The organism is Pontibacter anaerobius (assembly GCF_026241195.1).
Lineage (GTDB): Bacteria > Bacteroidota > Bacteroidia > Cytophagales > Hymenobacteraceae > Pontibacter > Pontibacter anaerobius.
Genome location: NZ_JAPFQO010000002.1, coordinates 153,296 through 169,613 on the forward strand (window position 1 = coordinate 153,296; position 16,318 = coordinate 169,613).

At 52.0% G+C, this 16,318-nt stretch carries 16 protein-coding genes; 6 read left to right on the forward strand and 10 right to left on the reverse strand.

Annotated elements, in window-relative coordinates; translation table 11 throughout:
• The 6 genes from pseG to OO017_RS04075 all read right to left on the reverse strand — a co-directional run bounded on the left by pseG (position 1) and on the right by OO017_RS04075 (position 7,897).
• Positions 1-1,512, reverse strand: a complete 1,512-nt coding sequence (gene pseG, locus OO017_RS04050) for a UDP-2,4-diacetamido-2,4,6-trideoxy-beta-L-altropyranose hydrolase (protein ID WP_266051164.1) — start codon at positions 1,510-1,512, stop codon at positions 1-3.
• Positions 1,505-2,197, reverse strand: coding sequence for a pseudaminic acid cytidylyltransferase (pseF, locus tag OO017_RS04055; protein WP_266051165.1), 693 nt, complete (start codon positions 2,195-2,197; stop codon positions 1,505-1,507). The genes pseG and pseF overlap by 8 nt, the downstream gene beginning before the upstream one ends.
• Complete coding sequence (pseC, locus tag OO017_RS04060) at positions 2,190-3,389, reverse strand: UDP-4-amino-4,6-dideoxy-N-acetyl-beta-L-altrosamine transaminase (RefSeq protein WP_266051166.1); 1,200 nt, start codon at positions 3,387-3,389, stop codon at positions 2,190-2,192. The genes pseF and pseC overlap by 8 nt, the downstream gene beginning before the upstream one ends.
• 83 nt (positions 3,390-3,472) lie before the next feature.
• The gene (pseB, locus tag OO017_RS04065) at positions 3,473-4,492 is read right to left on the reverse strand and encodes a UDP-N-acetylglucosamine 4,6-dehydratase (inverting) (RefSeq protein ID WP_266051167.1); all 1,020 of its coding nucleotides are present in this window, start codon (positions 4,490-4,492) and stop codon (positions 3,473-3,475) included.
• 160 nt (positions 4,493-4,652) lie between these two features.
• Positions 4,653-6,275 (reverse strand): AMP-binding protein, encoded by a 1,623-nt coding sequence (locus OO017_RS04070; protein ID WP_266051168.1) that lies wholly within the window; start codon positions 6,273-6,275, stop codon positions 4,653-4,655.
• 296 nt (positions 6,276-6,571) lie between these two features.
• Positions 6,572-7,897, reverse strand: coding sequence for a glycosyltransferase family 4 protein (locus OO017_RS04075; RefSeq protein WP_266051169.1), 1,326 nt, complete (start codon positions 7,895-7,897; stop codon positions 6,572-6,574).
• 191 nt (positions 7,898-8,088) lie between these two features.
• Between OO017_RS04075 and ffh the strand changes: the two genes are divergently transcribed.
• Positions 8,089-9,426 (forward strand): signal recognition particle protein, encoded by a 1,338-nt coding sequence (gene ffh, locus OO017_RS04080; protein ID WP_266051170.1) that lies wholly within the window; start codon positions 8,089-8,091, stop codon positions 9,424-9,426.
• Between the two features lie 165 nt (positions 9,427-9,591).
• Here ffh and OO017_RS04085 read toward each other — a convergent pair whose 3' ends face one another.
• Positions 9,592-10,077: a nucleoside deaminase gene (locus tag OO017_RS04085; RefSeq protein ID WP_266051172.1), complete on the reverse strand. Its 486-nt coding sequence runs from the start codon at positions 10,075-10,077 to the stop codon at positions 9,592-9,594.
• Positions 10,078-10,152: 75 nt separating this feature from the next.
• Here OO017_RS04085 and OO017_RS04090 point away from each other — a divergent pair, with 75 nt between their 5' ends.
• Entirely contained in the window at positions 10,153-10,605 is a 453-nt protein-coding gene (locus tag OO017_RS04090) for a hypothetical protein (protein WP_266051173.1), read from the forward strand.
• Between the two features lie 328 nt (positions 10,606-10,933).
• A complete protein-coding gene (locus tag OO017_RS04095) occupies positions 10,934-11,536 on the forward strand; it encodes a DUF2059 domain-containing protein (protein WP_266051174.1) in 603 nt (200 codons plus the stop codon).
• Here the strand turns inward: OO017_RS04095 and OO017_RS04100 are convergent.
• Complete coding sequence (locus tag OO017_RS04100; RefSeq protein ID WP_266051175.1) at positions 11,533-12,126, reverse strand: DUF429 domain-containing protein; 594 nt, start codon at positions 12,124-12,126, stop codon at positions 11,533-11,535. The genes OO017_RS04095 and OO017_RS04100 overlap by 4 nt on opposite strands.
• Before the next feature lie 350 nt (positions 12,127-12,476).
• The gene (locus tag OO017_RS04105; RefSeq protein ID WP_266051176.1) at positions 12,477-13,010 is read right to left on the reverse strand and encodes a DinB family protein; all 534 of its coding nucleotides are present in this window, start codon (positions 13,008-13,010) and stop codon (positions 12,477-12,479) included.
• Between the two features lie 234 nt (positions 13,011-13,244).
• On the opposite strand from OO017_RS04105, the gene OO017_RS04110 reads away from it, so the two are divergent.
• The 3 genes from OO017_RS04110 (at position 13,245) to OO017_RS04120 (ending at position 15,663) form a co-directional block, all read left to right on the forward strand.
• On the forward strand, positions 13,245-13,952 hold the full coding sequence (locus OO017_RS04110) for a class I SAM-dependent methyltransferase (protein ID WP_266051177.1): 708 nt from the start codon (positions 13,245-13,247) through the stop codon (positions 13,950-13,952).
• Between the two features lie 48 nt (positions 13,953-14,000).
• Positions 14,001-14,675: a nitroreductase family protein gene (locus OO017_RS04115; RefSeq protein WP_266051178.1), complete on the forward strand. Its 675-nt coding sequence runs from the start codon at positions 14,001-14,003 to the stop codon at positions 14,673-14,675.
• A gap of 79 nt (positions 14,676-14,754) precedes the next feature.
• A complete protein-coding gene (locus tag OO017_RS04120) occupies positions 14,755-15,663 on the forward strand; it encodes a YihY/virulence factor BrkB family protein (protein ID WP_266051179.1) in 909 nt (302 codons plus the stop codon).
• A gap of 57 nt (positions 15,664-15,720) precedes the next feature.
• Here OO017_RS04120 and OO017_RS04125 read toward each other — a convergent pair whose 3' ends face one another.
• Positions 15,721-16,227: a DUF5004 domain-containing protein gene (locus OO017_RS04125; protein ID WP_266051180.1), complete on the reverse strand. Its 507-nt coding sequence runs from the start codon at positions 16,225-16,227 to the stop codon at positions 15,721-15,723.
• Positions 16,228-16,318: the final 91 nt, after the last annotated feature.

The following is a 16,318-nucleotide window of genomic DNA, read 5'->3' on the forward strand; positions in this document are numbered from 1 at the left end:
TTATGCGTTACTGTTTGTGCCGATCTCCAGCACGAAGCGGTGGGCCTGCGGGTGCTCCGGGTCCGGGTCTCCGTAGGTAAAACCGGCCTTCTCGAAAGCCCGCACGGAGGCGATGTTCTCTTGCTGCACCAGCCCCTCTATCAGGTTCACCTCCGGATGGTCCTGCAGCAGTTTAGCTATCCCCTTCAGCAGCACCACGTGCCCGAGCCCCTGGCCGCGGAACTCCTTTGCGATCAGGTAGCCGATGGTAGCCATGCCCCCTGAGAGAGTAAAGCGTATCTGCGCTGTCGGCTCCCCGGCTGCTTCCGCTAGGTAGATGGGCGTGCTCTCGTCCCTTAGCCGTGCGCCGAACCACGCCTGGTGGTTTGCCAGGGGTATGAGCTCCGGGTTGAAGGAGTGCCGCCGCACCTCCGGGTCGTTGTTCCAGTCGTAGACCAGCATCATGTCGCCGGCCGTTGCCTTCCTTAGCGTGAGGCTGGCGGAGAGGCTGAGCCTGCGGAACTCCTCCCGTAGCCGCTCGTCGCTTTTTCCGTCGAAATACTGCCGCTGAACCTGTAACTGCTTGCTAAACGCCCCCTCTACACTTGCAGGGTTTATACTTTGTAGCTGCTTATACTTTTGTGCGACTCCCTTTCCGGTTAAAAAGCTGTAGAGCCCTTCCTGGTTATCGGCCGTCTGCAGCACGTAGAGCAAACCGCCCACGGCGGCGTACTCGTAGGCCACGCCGCTGGCCGAGGTGACGGCCACGGCGCAGGACTGCATCAGGTGGCGCATCTGCTCATCGCTCAGGTTGCGGTGCAGGTTTATACTTGGATATCCAACTAACCACCCCTCCAACTCGGGCAGGTGCCGGTAAGCTGCGCCCACCACAATCTCAACGGTTGCCACGGCTTGCAGCTGGCTGAGCTCCTGTGCCAGCCGCAGGGTGTGGTTCTCCGGGTCAGCCCCGCCCAGGTTCAGCAGCAGGCGCAGCCCGCCATCCGGCAGCTTCCGTTCCGCTTTGGCGGCCTCCAGGAAGGGGGGGCGCAGCAGCGCGTACTCCGGGCCCAGCAGCAGCCGGGTATAAGGCGCTGTTTTATACCTATCTTTCACTACGCCACCCGCAAAGTTAATCACAGCATCCGCCACGAAGGGGTAGGCTTGAATGTCGTCGATGCAGACCAGCGCGCAGCCATGGTTCTTTATGATCTGCTGATAGGATTTGTCGAAGCGATAGCCGTCGAGCACCACCACGTCCGTAGGCCGCAGTACCTGCTCCGCCAGGTAAGCCGCTTCTCTCTCTGCAACATCTTGCACAGGCAGTAAGACTACCGCTGTGCACACCTGGCACAGCTGCTTCTCCAAGGACTCCTCCGGCTGCTGGATGGCAAACACGCAGGAGAACTCCCCCTGAAGCATCTGCGCCAGGGCCATCGAGCGCACCACGTGCCCCAGCCCGATGCGGCTGTTGCCGTCGGCGCGGAAGACGACGCGCGGTCCCTTTTGGTTTATGTCTTTGCCTGTCTCAGCCAATTCCGTGCAGCAATTTATACTTGAGCTCTGCCAGCCTCCAGTCTGTCTCGGTGTCGATGTCCTGCGCCTCGAGGTCAGAGAGCTCCACCACGCCGCTGTTCCCGGTGAACAGCCTCCCGCTCTCATGGAACCTGTCCACCCACAGCCAGTAGAACTGCCCGGCGTCGTGGAAGGAGGCGGGGAGGTCCTGCGAGCGGCTGTTGAGGTGTTCGGGCCAGTTCATCAGGGCTCTGCCGCCCTCCACTTTGAGGCTGCGCCAGATCGGGTAGGAGTAGCGCAGCACCGGGAAGACGGTGTCAAATCCCCCTTCCGTAAGCTTTGTGAAGGCTTCCCGCAGTACCTTGGCTGTTACGAAGGGGGCCGTGGGGTAGAGGCAGCAGGCGCAGTCGAAGTGCTTTCCTTCCTCTGCATACTTCCCCAGCACCTCCTCCAGCACCTGCGCCGTGGTGGCGAAGTCATCGGATGCCTCCGTACTCCTCAAAAAGGGTACCACGGCACCGTAACCTTGGCTCACCTCCGCTATCTCAGAGTCATCTGTGGAGACCGTGACCTCCTCGAAAAGCCCTGAGTTTAGGGCCGCCTCGATGGTGTAGGCGATGATGGGTTTGCCCAGGAAGTCCTTTATGTTCTTACGGGGGATGCGCTTGCTGCCCCCGCGGGCCGGTATGATGGCCAGGCTACGCACACACGAACTCCTTCACTCTCTCAATCACAAATTCCTGCTCCTCCTGTGAGAGCGATGGGTACATCGGCAGGCTCAGGCACTCACTGTAGTAGTGCTCGGCCGCCGGGAAGTCTCCCTTGCTGTAACCCAGGCTGCGATAGTAGGGCATGGTGTGGGCGGGGATGTAGTGCACCTGGGCGAAGATGTTGTGCTGGCGCAGGTAATCGTACAACCCCTTGCGGTCCTCCACGCGGATGACGTAAAGGTGGTAGGCATGTCCGGTCTCCCCGTCGTGCGTTGCCGCCGCCGTGGTCGTCAGCGTCTCGATGCCCTGCAGGCCGGCGAAGGCATGGTCGTATACCTTGGCGATGCCCCTGCGCCGGGCAAGGCCCGCGTCGGCCCGCTGCAACTGAGAGAGGCCCAACGCGCAGAGCATGTCGGGTATTCTATAGTTGTAGCCTAGCTCCTGCATCTCCATGTACCAGCCGCCGTGGTTCTCCTCCATCAATTCCGGGTCGCGGGTGATGCCGTGGGTGCGGTAGAGCAGCAGCTTCCTATACAGATCCTCGTCGTTGGTGGTCACCATGCCGCCCTCGCCGGTTGCGATGTGCTTGACGGGGTGGAACGAGAAGATGGCCAGGTCGGCGTACTTGCCGTTGCCGCAGTGCTGCTTCTCGCCCTGGCTGTCGAAGAAGTAGCCGCCGGGCGAGTGGGCCGCGTCCTCCACAACCCACAGGCCGTGCGCGTCGGCCAGTTTCCGAAACTCCTCCAGGTTCACCGGGTTGCCGGCGAAGTCCACGGGGATGATGCCGGCATAGTAACCTTTTGGTTTGGCCTCGATCATGGCCCGCACCTTGTTTATGTCCAGCAGGGCCGTATTAGGGTCGGTGTCGGCGAACGCCACCTCACCGCCGCAGTAGCGCACGCAGTTGGCCGAGGCCACGAAGGTGATGGGGGTGGTGATCACCCGCGACTCCTCGTTCACCCCCAGGGCCATCGCGCACAGGTGCAGGGCGGCTGTGCCGTTGGCGCAGGCCAGGGCGTACCTGGCGCCCACGTACTCGGCAAAGGCCTCCTCAAACTCGGCCACCTTCGGCCCCTGCGTCAGGAAGTCCGAGGTCAGGGTCTCCACCACCGCCTGGATGTCGTCCTCGGTGATGTGCTGGCGGCCGTAGGGAATAGGTTTTATACTTTTATTTTTAGCTTCTGACAAAGGTGTTAGAAAGTTAGCGGGTTAAAAATCAGAGAGTGGAACATCCTACGCTTTCGCCCTAAACCAGGGAGGTGTTAAGGATACTATACTTCAAAACTCGGGTCAACGTGCTGGCGAATCTGCTCGCGCAGTTGCTCTACGCTTAGCCAATCGGTATTGGTGCCGGAGTTATACTTAAATCCCAATTCTGTCATTTTTCCTTTATGCGCCTCCAGGAACTTATCAGTGCTCCAAACCGGGGTTGACGGAAGTATCACATAATATTTGTCCAACTCCACTGTGTTCAGGGAGTCTGTTTCCGTGATCATCTCCTCGTGCAGCTTTTCGCCCGGACGAATGCCTACGATTTCCTGCTCACAGTTAGGTCCGATGGCCTCAGCAACATCAGTAATACGGTAAGATGGGATTTTAGGGACGAAGATCTCGCCGCCCCAATGATGCTCCAGCGCATGAAACACCAGTTCCACACCTTCTTCCAGTGAAATGTTAAAACGGGTCATGTCCGGGTGGGTGATTGGGAGTACCCCATCAGCACGTTTCTTCATGAAAAATGGCACTACTGAGCCCCTGGAGCCGATTACATTGCCATAACGCACTACGGAAAATCGGATGTCGCGCTTACCGCGCATGTTGTTGGCAGCCACAAAAAGCTTGTCGGAACAAAGCTTGGTGGCACCGTAAAGGTTAATGGGTGCGGCAGCCTTGTCTGTGGAGAGTGCCACCACATCCTTCACGCCACAATCCAGTGCTGCGTTTATTACATTCTCGGCTCCCAGCACGTTGGTCTTGATGCACTCCATCGGGTTATACTCGGCGGCCGGCACCTGCTTTAGCGCTGCGGCGTGCACTATGATATCGATACCCTCACAGGCGCGTTTGAAGCGTTCCCCATCACGCACATCACCAATAAAATAACGGATGGAGTTATACTTGCTGTGCGGGAAAACCTGTGACATTTCGAACTGCTTTAGCTCGTCGCGGGAGTAAATCACCACTCGTTTCACGTTCGGGAAGCGGGCGTACACCATCTCCACGAATTTCTTGCCGAACGAGCCCGTGCCACCCGTTACCAATATTGCCTTGTTATTAAGGTCTAATGCCATGCTGCGTTTTTGCTTTATACTTTGGGTGCAAGATGGTCACCCAATTATGCTGCAAGATACTTATTTTAACGGAAGGGTGCACGGCTGGTTTGTTTCGATTTTTAACATTAAAAGAAGGCAGCTTGATGGGATGGCTGCCTTCTTTTAATCTGGATTATACTTATTGTGGGCTCTCCAGGCCCAGTTCTTTCGTTGAGATTTCCCGCATTTCTACCTTTCTTATTTTTCCAGTTACGGTCATCGGGAAGTCCTCCACGAATTTCCAGTATTTTGGGATCTTGATGGTCGCGATCTGGCCACGGCAATAGGCTTTTATTAGCTCCGGGTTTGGGGTGATGCCTCCTTTTAACTTTACCCAGGCCATTACTTCCTCGCCATACTTGGCATCCGGTACCCCGATAACATGCACATCCACAATGTCTTCGTGCGTCAGCAGGAACTCTTCAATCTCGCGAGGGGCAATATTTTCTCCGCCTCTTATAATAAGGTCTTTGATGCGGCCCACGATCTGCACATATCCTTCCTCATCCATCACGGCAAGGTCTCCTGTGTGCATCCAGCCGTTCCGAATGGCGCGGGAAGTCGCTTCAGGCATATTCCAGTAGCCTAGCATTACCGAGTATCCGCGGGTACAGAGCTCGCCGCGCTCCCCACGCGGAACTACCTGGCCAATTTCCGGGTCAACAATCTTTATCTCTAGGTGCGGGTGCACGGTACCGACGGTGGATACGCGCTTGTCCAGCGGGGCATCGGTGCGGCTCTGGGTGGAGACAGGGCTGGTCTCGGTCATGCCGTAGCATACGGTAACCTCCTGCATGTTCATTAGCTGCTGAACCTTCTTCATGGTATCGGTGGGGCAGTTGGAGCCGGCCATCACGCCGGTGCGCAGCGTGGAGAAATCATACTTAGGAAAACTAGGGTGCCCCAGTTCGGCTATAAACATGGTGGGTACGCCATAAAGAGAAGTGCATTTCTCATCCTGTACCGTCTGCATCACCTGTTCCGGGTCGAAAGACGCTGCCGGAATCACCATGCAGGAGCCGTGTGTGATGCAGGCCAGATTGCCGATCACCATACCGAAGCAATGGTAAAAGGGGACAGGGATGCATACCCGGTCTTTTGCTGTGTACTTTAAAATCTGTCCTATAAAAAAACCATTGTTCAGGATGTTGTGGTGCGACAGGGTGGCGCCTTTTGGGAAACCGGTTGTGCCGGAAGTATACTGTATATTGATCGGGTCGTCGAACTGCAGGGTTTGCTCGCGTGCCTCCAACTCCACCGTGCTTACACTTTCTCCCGCCTTCAGGAAATCTTGCCAGTCATGGTCCATGATAACGGTTTGCTCCGGGTACTCGCAAAGGGGGCGGATCTTCTCCAGCATCTCCATATAATTGGTCTGCCGGAAATTTGGGGCGGCAATCAGCAGGTTTATCTGGCTTTGGTTGAGCGCGTACTGCAGGTCGTTTGTTTTGTAGCCGGGGTTTATCGTGACAAGTATAGCACCCACACGGGCAGTGGCAAATTGCACCAGCACCCATTCATACCTGTTCGGAGACCAGATGCCCACGCGGTCGCCTTTCACGATACCATAGGCCAGCAGGCTTTTGGCCACCTGCTCCACCTGCTCCCAAAACTCCTGGTAGGTGGCACGGTAATTCTGCTCCACCATCACGAGGGCTTCGCGGTTGCCATACTTCTCAACTGTTTTTCTCAGGCTCTGCCCAATGATTTCGCCTCGCAAGGGCGTGGTGCTGGTTCCGTGGCTATAGGAAAGGGTTTGCATTGTCTGTAGGGATTAGATACGAACCACAAAGTTTAAACCTGCTGTCCTTTTTTAAGCATAATCTAAGGGATTTGTATACGATTTCAAACAATAGCAGATTCTGGTGGAGGCAAGTATAAGCCGCTAATATTGGGGAAATAATCCTGCTGATTAAGACAATTAAGTGAAGTATAAATACGATTTCAAACTTCAGGTGTGTGGGCTATATGAAGTAAAATCGGATGGGAGTTGCACCCTGGGTCAGTTAGGAGCAGGTTTTTTTAGTTTTAGGAAATAAATTTTTAGGGTGCGATGTTTTACTTCCTCACCAACTTTAACACCAACTTCGCTAATTCCTCCGTCAGCGCCTCCCTCGAGAAGCGGGAATGGTTGATGTAGGGAAGATCCAAGTTTGGATTGATCTTCCAGGCTTTACTCCACTGGTTCAGGTGGTCCAGCATCAGGTCGTAGGCGGTGTAGTGGAACAGGCGGCCTGCCCCGCACTCGTCTATGATACGATCCATGTCAGAGTGCACCGGGCCCAGCGCAATGATGGGTTTGTTGGAAGCCAGGTACTCGAACAGCTTACCCGGCACGTTGGCGAACACGTTCTCCACGTCGGCAATAGCCAGGAATAACACGGTACTCTCCATCATATACTTGATGGCTTCCTGGTGCGGCACGTAAGGTATGAACTCACAGATACCCAGTACCCCTGCCTTCTCTATGCGCTTTTTCATGCCCTCCGACACCTTGCCCACAAAGCGCAGCTTATAGTTGATCTCATTGTGCACCGACAGCATGTGAGCCAACACCTTCAGAAACACATCAATATTATATTGCTCTGTAATGGTGCCGGTGTAGGTGATCAGAAATTCGTTTTTAGGGGGCTTGCTCTGGTATACAAAGTCAGCGCCATCGTAGCCGTTCGGGATAACGTGAATCTTACGGGCATCTATACTTGCCGGCTTGTTCAGGAACAGGCGCTTGGTATCCTCGCTGGTTACCACAATGGCATCAGCCAACTCCAGCACCTGCCGCTCATACTTCTCATCAAGGCGCTTGGCGATGGGCGTATGCAGCAGCTGGTCGTAATAATGTATGTTCGTCCAGGGGTCGCGCAGATCGGCTATCCAGGGCAGGTTATACTTTTGCTTCAGTTTCAGGCCGATGAGCTGCGTGGAGTGGGGCGGGCTGGTTGTAACGATGGCTTTATACTTGCCGCTCTGCAACAATTCCTCCGCTTTACGTACAGCATGCTTGTTCCAGCCCACGCGGGCATCCGGGATAAACAGGTTCCCGCGTACAAACTTGAACAGCTTGTCCACCAGCGTGTCTTTGGACTGCTGATTGGCAAAACCGGAGTATGGGATTTCTTTTTTGCCTGAAAGCTTCTTGTAGTACTCGAAAGGCTCTGACGTGGCCGTGCGGTATACTTGCAGCCCCTGCGGAACCTCCTGTGTGAATGTTTCGTCCAGAAGAGGGTAGGAGGCCTGTTTCTCGTCTACGGTGAGCACGGTGGGGCTAATGCCAAACTGGGGCAGGTATTTACAGAACTTGAGGCCACGTTGCACACCCGGACCACCTGACGGGGGCCAGTAGTAGGAGATATAAAGTATGTCGGTCAGGTCAGTTTCTTTCAAAGCGATCGGCAATAAGCAATGAGTCTCAAATATAGCGAATAAAACATTCTAATAATGGCTTTACGCGCTAATGTGGCTGCTGTTGTATTTATACTTCGCCCGGAACCAGAACCGCTGTAGCCTATGTCGTAAGATAAAGTAGTAACTTTTGCCGATAATCCTTATTTTTGTAGGTAAATCTAGAAAAAAACATGTTCGATAATTTAAGTAACAAGTTAGACCGTGCCTTTAAAACGCTGAAAGGCCAGGGAAACATTACCGAGATAAACGTAGCTACCACCATTAAAGAAGTGCGCCGCGCGCTGGTAGATGCTGACGTAAACTATAAAGTTGCCAAAACCGTCACCGATAACATCAAGGAGAAAGCCTTGGGCCGCGACGTACTGATCGCAGTGTCGCCGGGGCAGTTGATGGTGAAGATCATGCATGAGGAGCTGACCGAGCTGATGGGTGGCGAGAAGCAGGACATCAACCTGAAGGGCGATCCGGCTATCATCCTGATCTCTGGTCTGCAGGGCTCCGGTAAAACAACCTTTACAGGTAAGCTGGCTAACTATATCAAGAAGCAGGGCCGCTCGGTGATGGTGGCTGCCTGCGACGTGTACCGTCCGGCGGCGATAAACCAGCTGCAGGTGCTGGCAGAGCAGGTAGGAGTAGAGGCTTATACGGAGCCGGAGAACAAGAATCCGGTGCAGATTGCCCTTAACGCCATTGAGCACGCAAAGAAAACACACAAAAAGGTAGTTATCATCGATACCGCCGGTCGTTTGGCCGTGGACGAGGCGATGATGAAAGAGATAGCCGAGATTAAGAAGGCTATCAACCCAACCGAGACGCTGTTCGTGGTAGACTCCATGACGGGCCAGGATGCGGTGAACACAGCCAAGACCTTTAACGAGCGCATTAACTTTGATGGCGTGGTGCTGACGAAACTGGATGGTGACTCGCGTGGTGGTGCCGCCCTTTCTATCCGTGCCGTGGTGGAGAAGCCGATCAAGTTTATCTCTACCGGTGAGAAGATGGAGGCGCTGGACCTGTTCTACCCTGACCGTATGGCGCAGCGTATCCTGGGCATGGGTGACGTGATTTCCCTGGTGGAGCGCGCGCAGCAGGCCTTCGACGAAGACGAGGCGAAGCGAATCAACAAGAAGATCCGCAAGAACCAGTTTAACTTCGACGACTTCCTGACGCAGCTGGAGCAGATCAAGAAAATGGGTGACATCAAGGATCTGGTGGGCATGATACCTGGTGTGGGCAAAGCCCTGAAGGATGTGGAGATTGACGAGAACGCCTTCAAGCCGATTGAAGCGATCATTAAGTCGATGACCCCGCAGGAACGCGAAAACCCTGACATGATCAGTGGCAGCCGCCGTGCCCGTATCGCGAAAGGCAGTGGCACCGACGTAACGCAGGTAAATAACCTGATGAAGCAGTTCAATGACATGCGCAAGATGATGCGCTCCATGAATAAGATGTCTGGCAAGCGCGGCGGCCTCGGCAACATGGCCAACCTACTGAAGCAGCGTTAGTCTTCTTTAGGCCTTAAAAATTTCTTTTTGACAAAACACAAATGACTACCCTGCTTTAGGGCTTGTCATTCAAATAAAAACCGCTGGTTATACCCTTAAAGGTATGGCCAGCGGTTTTTTTATACTTATACTTTTAACTCATCAAGTATACCTTGCCTCTCTACTTCAATAAGGCTGTTTATCTTCTTTCTGTTCCCATACTTCAAAGGCCTTGTGCGCCTCTTCTGGCAGTAGTTGCTGTGTAGGAATATGCCGCTGCTCCACGGGTTTCTCCAGCTCCTCATATATGAAAGAATCATCAAAACCGATGCGCGCCGCCTCCTGGTGCGGATTGCCATAGTAAATTTTCTTTAGCCTGGCCCAGTAGATGGCACCCAAACACATGGGGCAGGGCTGGGAACTGGCGTAAATCTCGCAGTCGGAGAGGTCGTGGGTGCCGAGGGTTTGCGAGGCAGAGCGAATGGCTTCTACCTCAGCATGAGCCGTGGGGTCGTGGGTGTGCAATACTTTGTTGTAGCCGCGGGCAATCACCACACCGTTCCGGACAATCACTGCCCCAAACGGGCCGCCGTAGCCTTCCCGCATTTTTTCTACAGAAAGGCTGATCGCCTCCCGCATAAATTCCTCGTGTCTTGCTTGGTTGTTTTCCATAATTTCTTGCAGTGCTGAAGCGTAAAAGCTTCGTTTTGCGTAGGTTATACTTGTGGTCTTTAGAAATCCTGATCTATGTTATTAACATTGGTTTTATCCCTGACTCTTACTGCAAACCCTGCCGCAAAGTTCTATGAACTGCCGCACTTGCTACAGGTGCAGGAGGCCGATACGATAACCATGCTCTCTAAAACCTGGGTGCTGCGCGAGCAGTTTCATGCCCATAGAGGGCAATTGGAGCCAGTGCTGCCTCATGAGAAAATAGAAATAACCTTCAGGAAGAACGGCACCTATACGTTAGCCCGTCATTACGGCGTGGCAGACGCAGGAAGTAATGAGGAGGGTAGGTGGAAGTATCAGGCGGCGGACAGGTTCATCAGTATGCAGACGAGGCAAGTTGATAGAAGTGACATACTAACAACCATGCTGCCACGCTGGGAGGTGCGGGAGCTAACAGCTGACAAGCTCGTGCTGCGACAGGTAGCCCTCAGCGGTAAATACTTGGTGCTGGAGGTAAAAAGTAAATAGCTTATACTTCACTTGTGCGGTACTAATGCATACTCGAAGTATAAGCTATTGCAGAGCTAGCCTAAACAGGCAATGAGGTGGGGTGAACAATTAGAATCCTTTAATATACTTATGTTATAGTAATTTATGATTTTTCTAATCTCATTTGATTTTACGTTCCTTAGGGAGGATAGTTATAAATTTTTAAAGTATTCACTCCAAATGATATTTGGGAAGGATGGTAAAGGTGGGGTTTAATCTGTTATATGCTTGCTGCTGATTTATAATATCTTATATAGCTGATATTCCGTAAGTGATGAGTATGGAACCATTTAAACAAGGACATAATATGAAAAGGATATTTCGAATTTTTATAGTGATGCTATTTTCTGTGAGCCTGTTTGCATGTTCTGCCACACGGGAGCAACAGATAGAGGATGATCTGGCCGGCTTCAGGGCCTGGATAAGCAATACCACCTCCAACGTAGCCGATCGTACGGAAGAAGACTGGAAACGGGCGCGAGAAGACTTTAAAATGCGTACGCAGGAGTTAGACCAGAAAGAAGACCAGTTTTCTGCCGAACTGAAGCAGGAATATCAAAACCTGAAGCAGGAGTTTCAGGATGCCGACGAGGAGTACCAGAAAAGCCTGACCGAAGATGACCTCTCCGAGTGGGAGCGTAACCTGCTTGGCAGATGGGCGGACCTGGCAAGTATAAATGAGAACAACGTGCGGGAGGCATACATCACTCTTCTGGAGAACGTGCGGCAGCAGAGAGGTACCTGGGACGATGAGGATTGGGAAATGGCGAAGCGCGTAATGGAGAAGCTGAATGATCGTAAAAGCGAGATATCAGGCAATATTCCAACCGATACTGAAGTGAAGATAAAGGCGCTGCAAATGGAGTTCCGGACACTTGAGACAGCCTCGGACGTATCGGATGGTGATTAGACTATAATACGCCCTTCCGTTGCCCTGCCATAAAGTATAGCTTTGTTGTTATTGTGTCTAAACCCTGACAACCAGCATAGTATAGCATCTATTTGGTGCCAGTTTTCTGCAGGGTGTCGCAAAGGATACTTTAGCTGGCCTTGCAGTGCTTCAGCGTACGCCTGAAGGGCGGCGGGTTCTTTTTTATAACCTTGCAGGTGCGGGAGCAGCAGCTTTACAGCCTGTGTAGGGTATGTCTCCAGCATGGCAGTGCCCTTTGCAGCAAGCTGTGTTCGGAGCTTCATGGCCCTTGCCGTTAAACCACCAATAAACATAGGCGACATGGCCTGCACCTCGCGGTCAGCCTGACGGTAAAAAAAGTCTGATTCCGGCGTTTGTACATCCTGTGAGTAAACCATGGGCAACGTTAGGGGAGCATCTATGTATACCACGGCAGGTTTTAGTTCTTGCACCAGTCCCTGAAGCCACAGGTCTGCATCTTTATCCTTAGCACATTGCCAAAGGTACAGTTCGCCGTTCTGTACCATGGCAACTGCCGTAGTGCCAGCCATTTTAGACCCGTAGTCCACGCCTAGGTGATTGTCCTGCATAAAGATCCTTTGTTGCCTGCAGCTGCAGTTTCAGGGTTTATACTTCTAAAGTGCTCTGGTAGTTGTAATTTGGAGATGTGACTGAAAGCAGGGACAAGATTGGGAACCCATCTTATGCTGCAATACGATTTAACTTTTCTGGAAAATTAAGTATCGAATACACAGGCTTGATATGGTTTGTGTTCAACAATAACTTTAATGCTGTTCTGTTTATGTGTTGATGTATAGGGTTATAAGTTAATATATTGTGTGGGCTTTCTGCCTGACGCTACTTAGGTTATTAATTGGCATAGGTTCAAAAAAAATACATGCCTGGTGCAGCCTGGTGCGCCCCAAATTAAATGGCAAAACTACCCAACCAGCGCCTGCTTTTGCGCCTGCATAATGCGCTTATGATGTATAAAATGATCCTGTAGAAAAGTGAGTGTTTGGCTAATAGTTAGGTAGCCCACCATAGGGTGTTTGAATATTCCCTTCTCCAGCAACTGGTTCGGGAAACCGGTTAGCTCATCCTCCAGTTCAAAGCGGGCTTTGTCCCATTGCTGGCGCAGCGCTGGCAGGTGGCAGGTGTTGGGTACAGCGGCCACCACAGCCGGCGCCTTATACTTGCGACCAGATTGCAAAGCCAGCTTCATCAGGAAGGCCCTGACGATTTGGTTGAGTCCTACGTTTTGTAATTCCTCCTGTCGGCTCAGTTTGTACCTTATGTTGTCCAGTGCACGTTCCTCTACCAAAACCAGGTGCGCCACATGCTGGTTAATGCTCCACTTTCCGGCGGAAGTGGCAGTGTTAAGTTGTGCATCATCCAGGCCAGCCAACTCATCCAGCAGGCGGTTGCGCGATTCTTCCAGGTGAAGGTACTTGTCTTCAAGTTTTGGATTCATAAGCAGGTTTAGGCTGAAGGCGTTTGATGACATAGGCTTAGTTTCAATAACAGATGCTAAATCTACATAAGTTTAGCATATATGCAATATATTGGTACTGCTATTTTTTATATAAACGTCTGATGCTGTGTGGTATGTATAGAAACCATGTGTAAATTATAATTAGATAAGTATAAAAAGAGTTTGGCATGATTTCTTTTGTGACGAAATTGCCACACTAAACCCTACTTACACATGAAAAACGACCCGATTGGCACCGCTTTGCTTGACTATTTGGCTGGTGCAACAGACGAAGAGATAACCGTGGAAAGCAATTTAACCGAGGATGACGCCATACCTGTAGGCTACCTGTTCCGGACTGAGGAAGAGATGCCCGAGATGGAAGTGCTGGCCCTCAATGCCTGCCGTGGAAAAGTGCTGGATGTAGGAGCAGGCTCCGGATGCCATGCATTGGCTCTGCAGAAGCGAGGTTTGGACGTGACTGCTATGGATATAGCTGCCGGCGCCGTGGAGGCTATGCAACAGCAGGGAGTAAAGCAGGTGCTTCACAAGGATATTTTTGACTTGCAAGGCGCCAATTTCGATACCCTGTTGATGCTGATGAACGGAATCGGTATTGCGGGCACGCTGGAGGGGTTAGAACGCTTCCTGAAGCATGCCAAAACCTTGCTGAACCCAGGCGGTCAGATTCTGTTGGAGTCGTCGGATATCCTGTACATGTATGAGGATGAAGACGGATCTGTTTTGCTGGACCTGAATGCCGGCTACTATGGTGAGGTAAAGTATAACATGAAGTATAAAGGCCAGGAAAGCGGCTGGTTCAACTGGCTTTTCATCGATCCATCTATACTGGAAGATTACGCTCTGCAGCAGGGCTATACTTTTGAGCTGCTACTGGAGGGCGATGCCGGTAATTACCTTGCCAGGCTAGCGATAGCTTAGTTTTTCCTCCAGAATTTCTTAGCTTTAGTTAAACAAAAACTCCTCGCCATGCCTTCGAAAAGCTATCCTTTTGTGCCCTATCAACCTGATACCTTTCCGGAGCAGGAGATGCTGGAGCGGGCCCATCAATACTATACCTTCATGGACAGGCGCCGCTCTGTTCGCGACTTTTCAGACAGGCCTGTGCCGCGGGGAGTTATAGAGCAGGTCCTTCTAGCAGCCTCCACGGCTCCCTCCGGGGCCCATAAACAGCCCTGGACCTTCTGCGTTGTCTCCAATCCTGACTTAAAAAGCCAGATACGCGAGGCTGCTGAGAAAGAGGAGTATGAGAGTTACCAGCACCGCATGTCCCCGGAGTGGCTCGAAGACCTTGCTCCGTTGGGTACCGACTGGAATAAACCCTTCCTGGAGGTGGCGCCGTGGCTAATTGTGGTATTTAAAAAAGCTTACGACCTGAAGCCAGATGGTACCAAACGTAACAATTATTATGTAAGCGAGTCGGTGGGGCTAGCTTGCGGCTTTCTTATCTCTGCCATACATCACGCTGGCCTCGTAACCCTGACCCACACACCAAGCCCTATGAATTTTCTTACCAAATTACTGGGGCGGCCCGACAATGAGCGGCCTTTTCTGCTGCTGCCCGTAGGCTATCCCGCCGATGAGGTGCAGGTGCCTGATCTTCGCCGAAAGCCGCTGGATGAGGTAAGTGAATGGTATACCTGAGGCGGGTGGGTATCATACTTGCATGTGCGCCGTAAACAGGAGCTGAATACCTGAGCGATAGGTTAAAGCAATTAGGCGTATGGACAAAAAAATCAAATTAGGCTGGACCCTTACCAAGCGTACTTTTAAGAAATTCAGCGATGACCGCCCGCTCGATTGGGCCGCCATCATCGGGTTTTATACTATCTTCTCTCTGCCAGCAGTACTCATCATCACGCTGCGGATTGCAGGTGCTGTGTTTGGAGATGAGGCAGTGCAGGGCGAACTGTCCAGGCAAATTGGTGGCATTATTGGCCATGGCGGGGCAAAGCAGATACAGAATATCATCGAGAATGCCGACCGCTCTGCCGCAACCACTGTCGGCACCATTGTCGGTGTATCTACCATGATATTTTCTGCTACCACGGTTTTTGTGGCCCTCCAGGATAGCCTGAACGCCATGTGGGAGGTGCGTGCAAAGCCGGAACGGGGCTGGGTAAAGCTGATCGTGGATAGGGTTTTATCCCTGGCAATGGTGGTGAGTTTGGGGTTCCTGTTGCTGGTGTCGCTTTCTGTGGATGTGGTGATGGGCCTGATAAATGAGTTTCTGCGGCAGGAGCTGTCCGGTATAGCCGTGTACCTCATCACGGTAGGTAACGTCGTTATTTCCATACTTATCAGCATAGTTATATTCGCTGCCATATTTAAAGTGCTACCCGATGCCAAAATTCGCTGGCCCAATGTGTGGGTAGGGGCAACGGTTACAGCGATACTTTTCGTGGTGGGTAAATTCATACTTAATATCTACTTTCAGCACGATCCGCTGGCCGATACGTATGGTGCTGCCGGTTCACTGGTGCTTATTCTGGTGTGGGTATACTATACTTCCGTCATTTTCCTGCTTGGGGCTGAGTTTACTCAGGTTTACTCAAATGAGCACGACCGCGGCATCCGCCCGCAGGACAATGCCGTGAAGGTAGAAACGCATGAAGTGGAGAAGGAGGGGTAAATCAAACAAGGCCGATACTCTGAAGTACCGGCCTTGCTGCTATCCTTGATTTCACATTTACTTCACGAACCTCATTTCAGCCTCCACGGGGTTTCCGCCGGTAAAGACTGCAATCAGCTTTGGGTCAATGCCTAAGATCTCTCCGATCAGATTGATGTTATCTGTGCTGATGATGGTGGTCAGGTCAAGGTTGTCCTGCGTTAGTGTTTTGATGTCGAGTTCGCCGAGTGTGTCCAGCGTAACCTTTGTTTCATCGGCGTTAAACTCCCAGTTGCCACCAAAAGACTGCTCGTCTCCTTGCGCCTGAAAGATAGCCGTGTAGGTTTTATCTTCCTTAAACGTAAGCCGAAGCGTCTGGAAGGTCGTGGCATTTTCACCGATATTAGGTATAGCAGCTACATCAATATTATTGAGCAGCACCTTGTCGCCTTTCCACTCGCCGGATGTAATGAGTTCTGTTTTAGATGGTTCCGGGTCTTTGTCGTCGTCATCGTCGTCGCAGGACACCAGGAAGTTAACGGATAGGAATAGGATTAAGTAGAGTATGTAGTTTTTTGTGCGCATAGTGTTAAGCTGTAAAGGGTCATATAGTTGTCTTTAGTACACTATATAGCGCAGGATTCTGTAAATAGTTAGGTAAAATGAACTATAAATT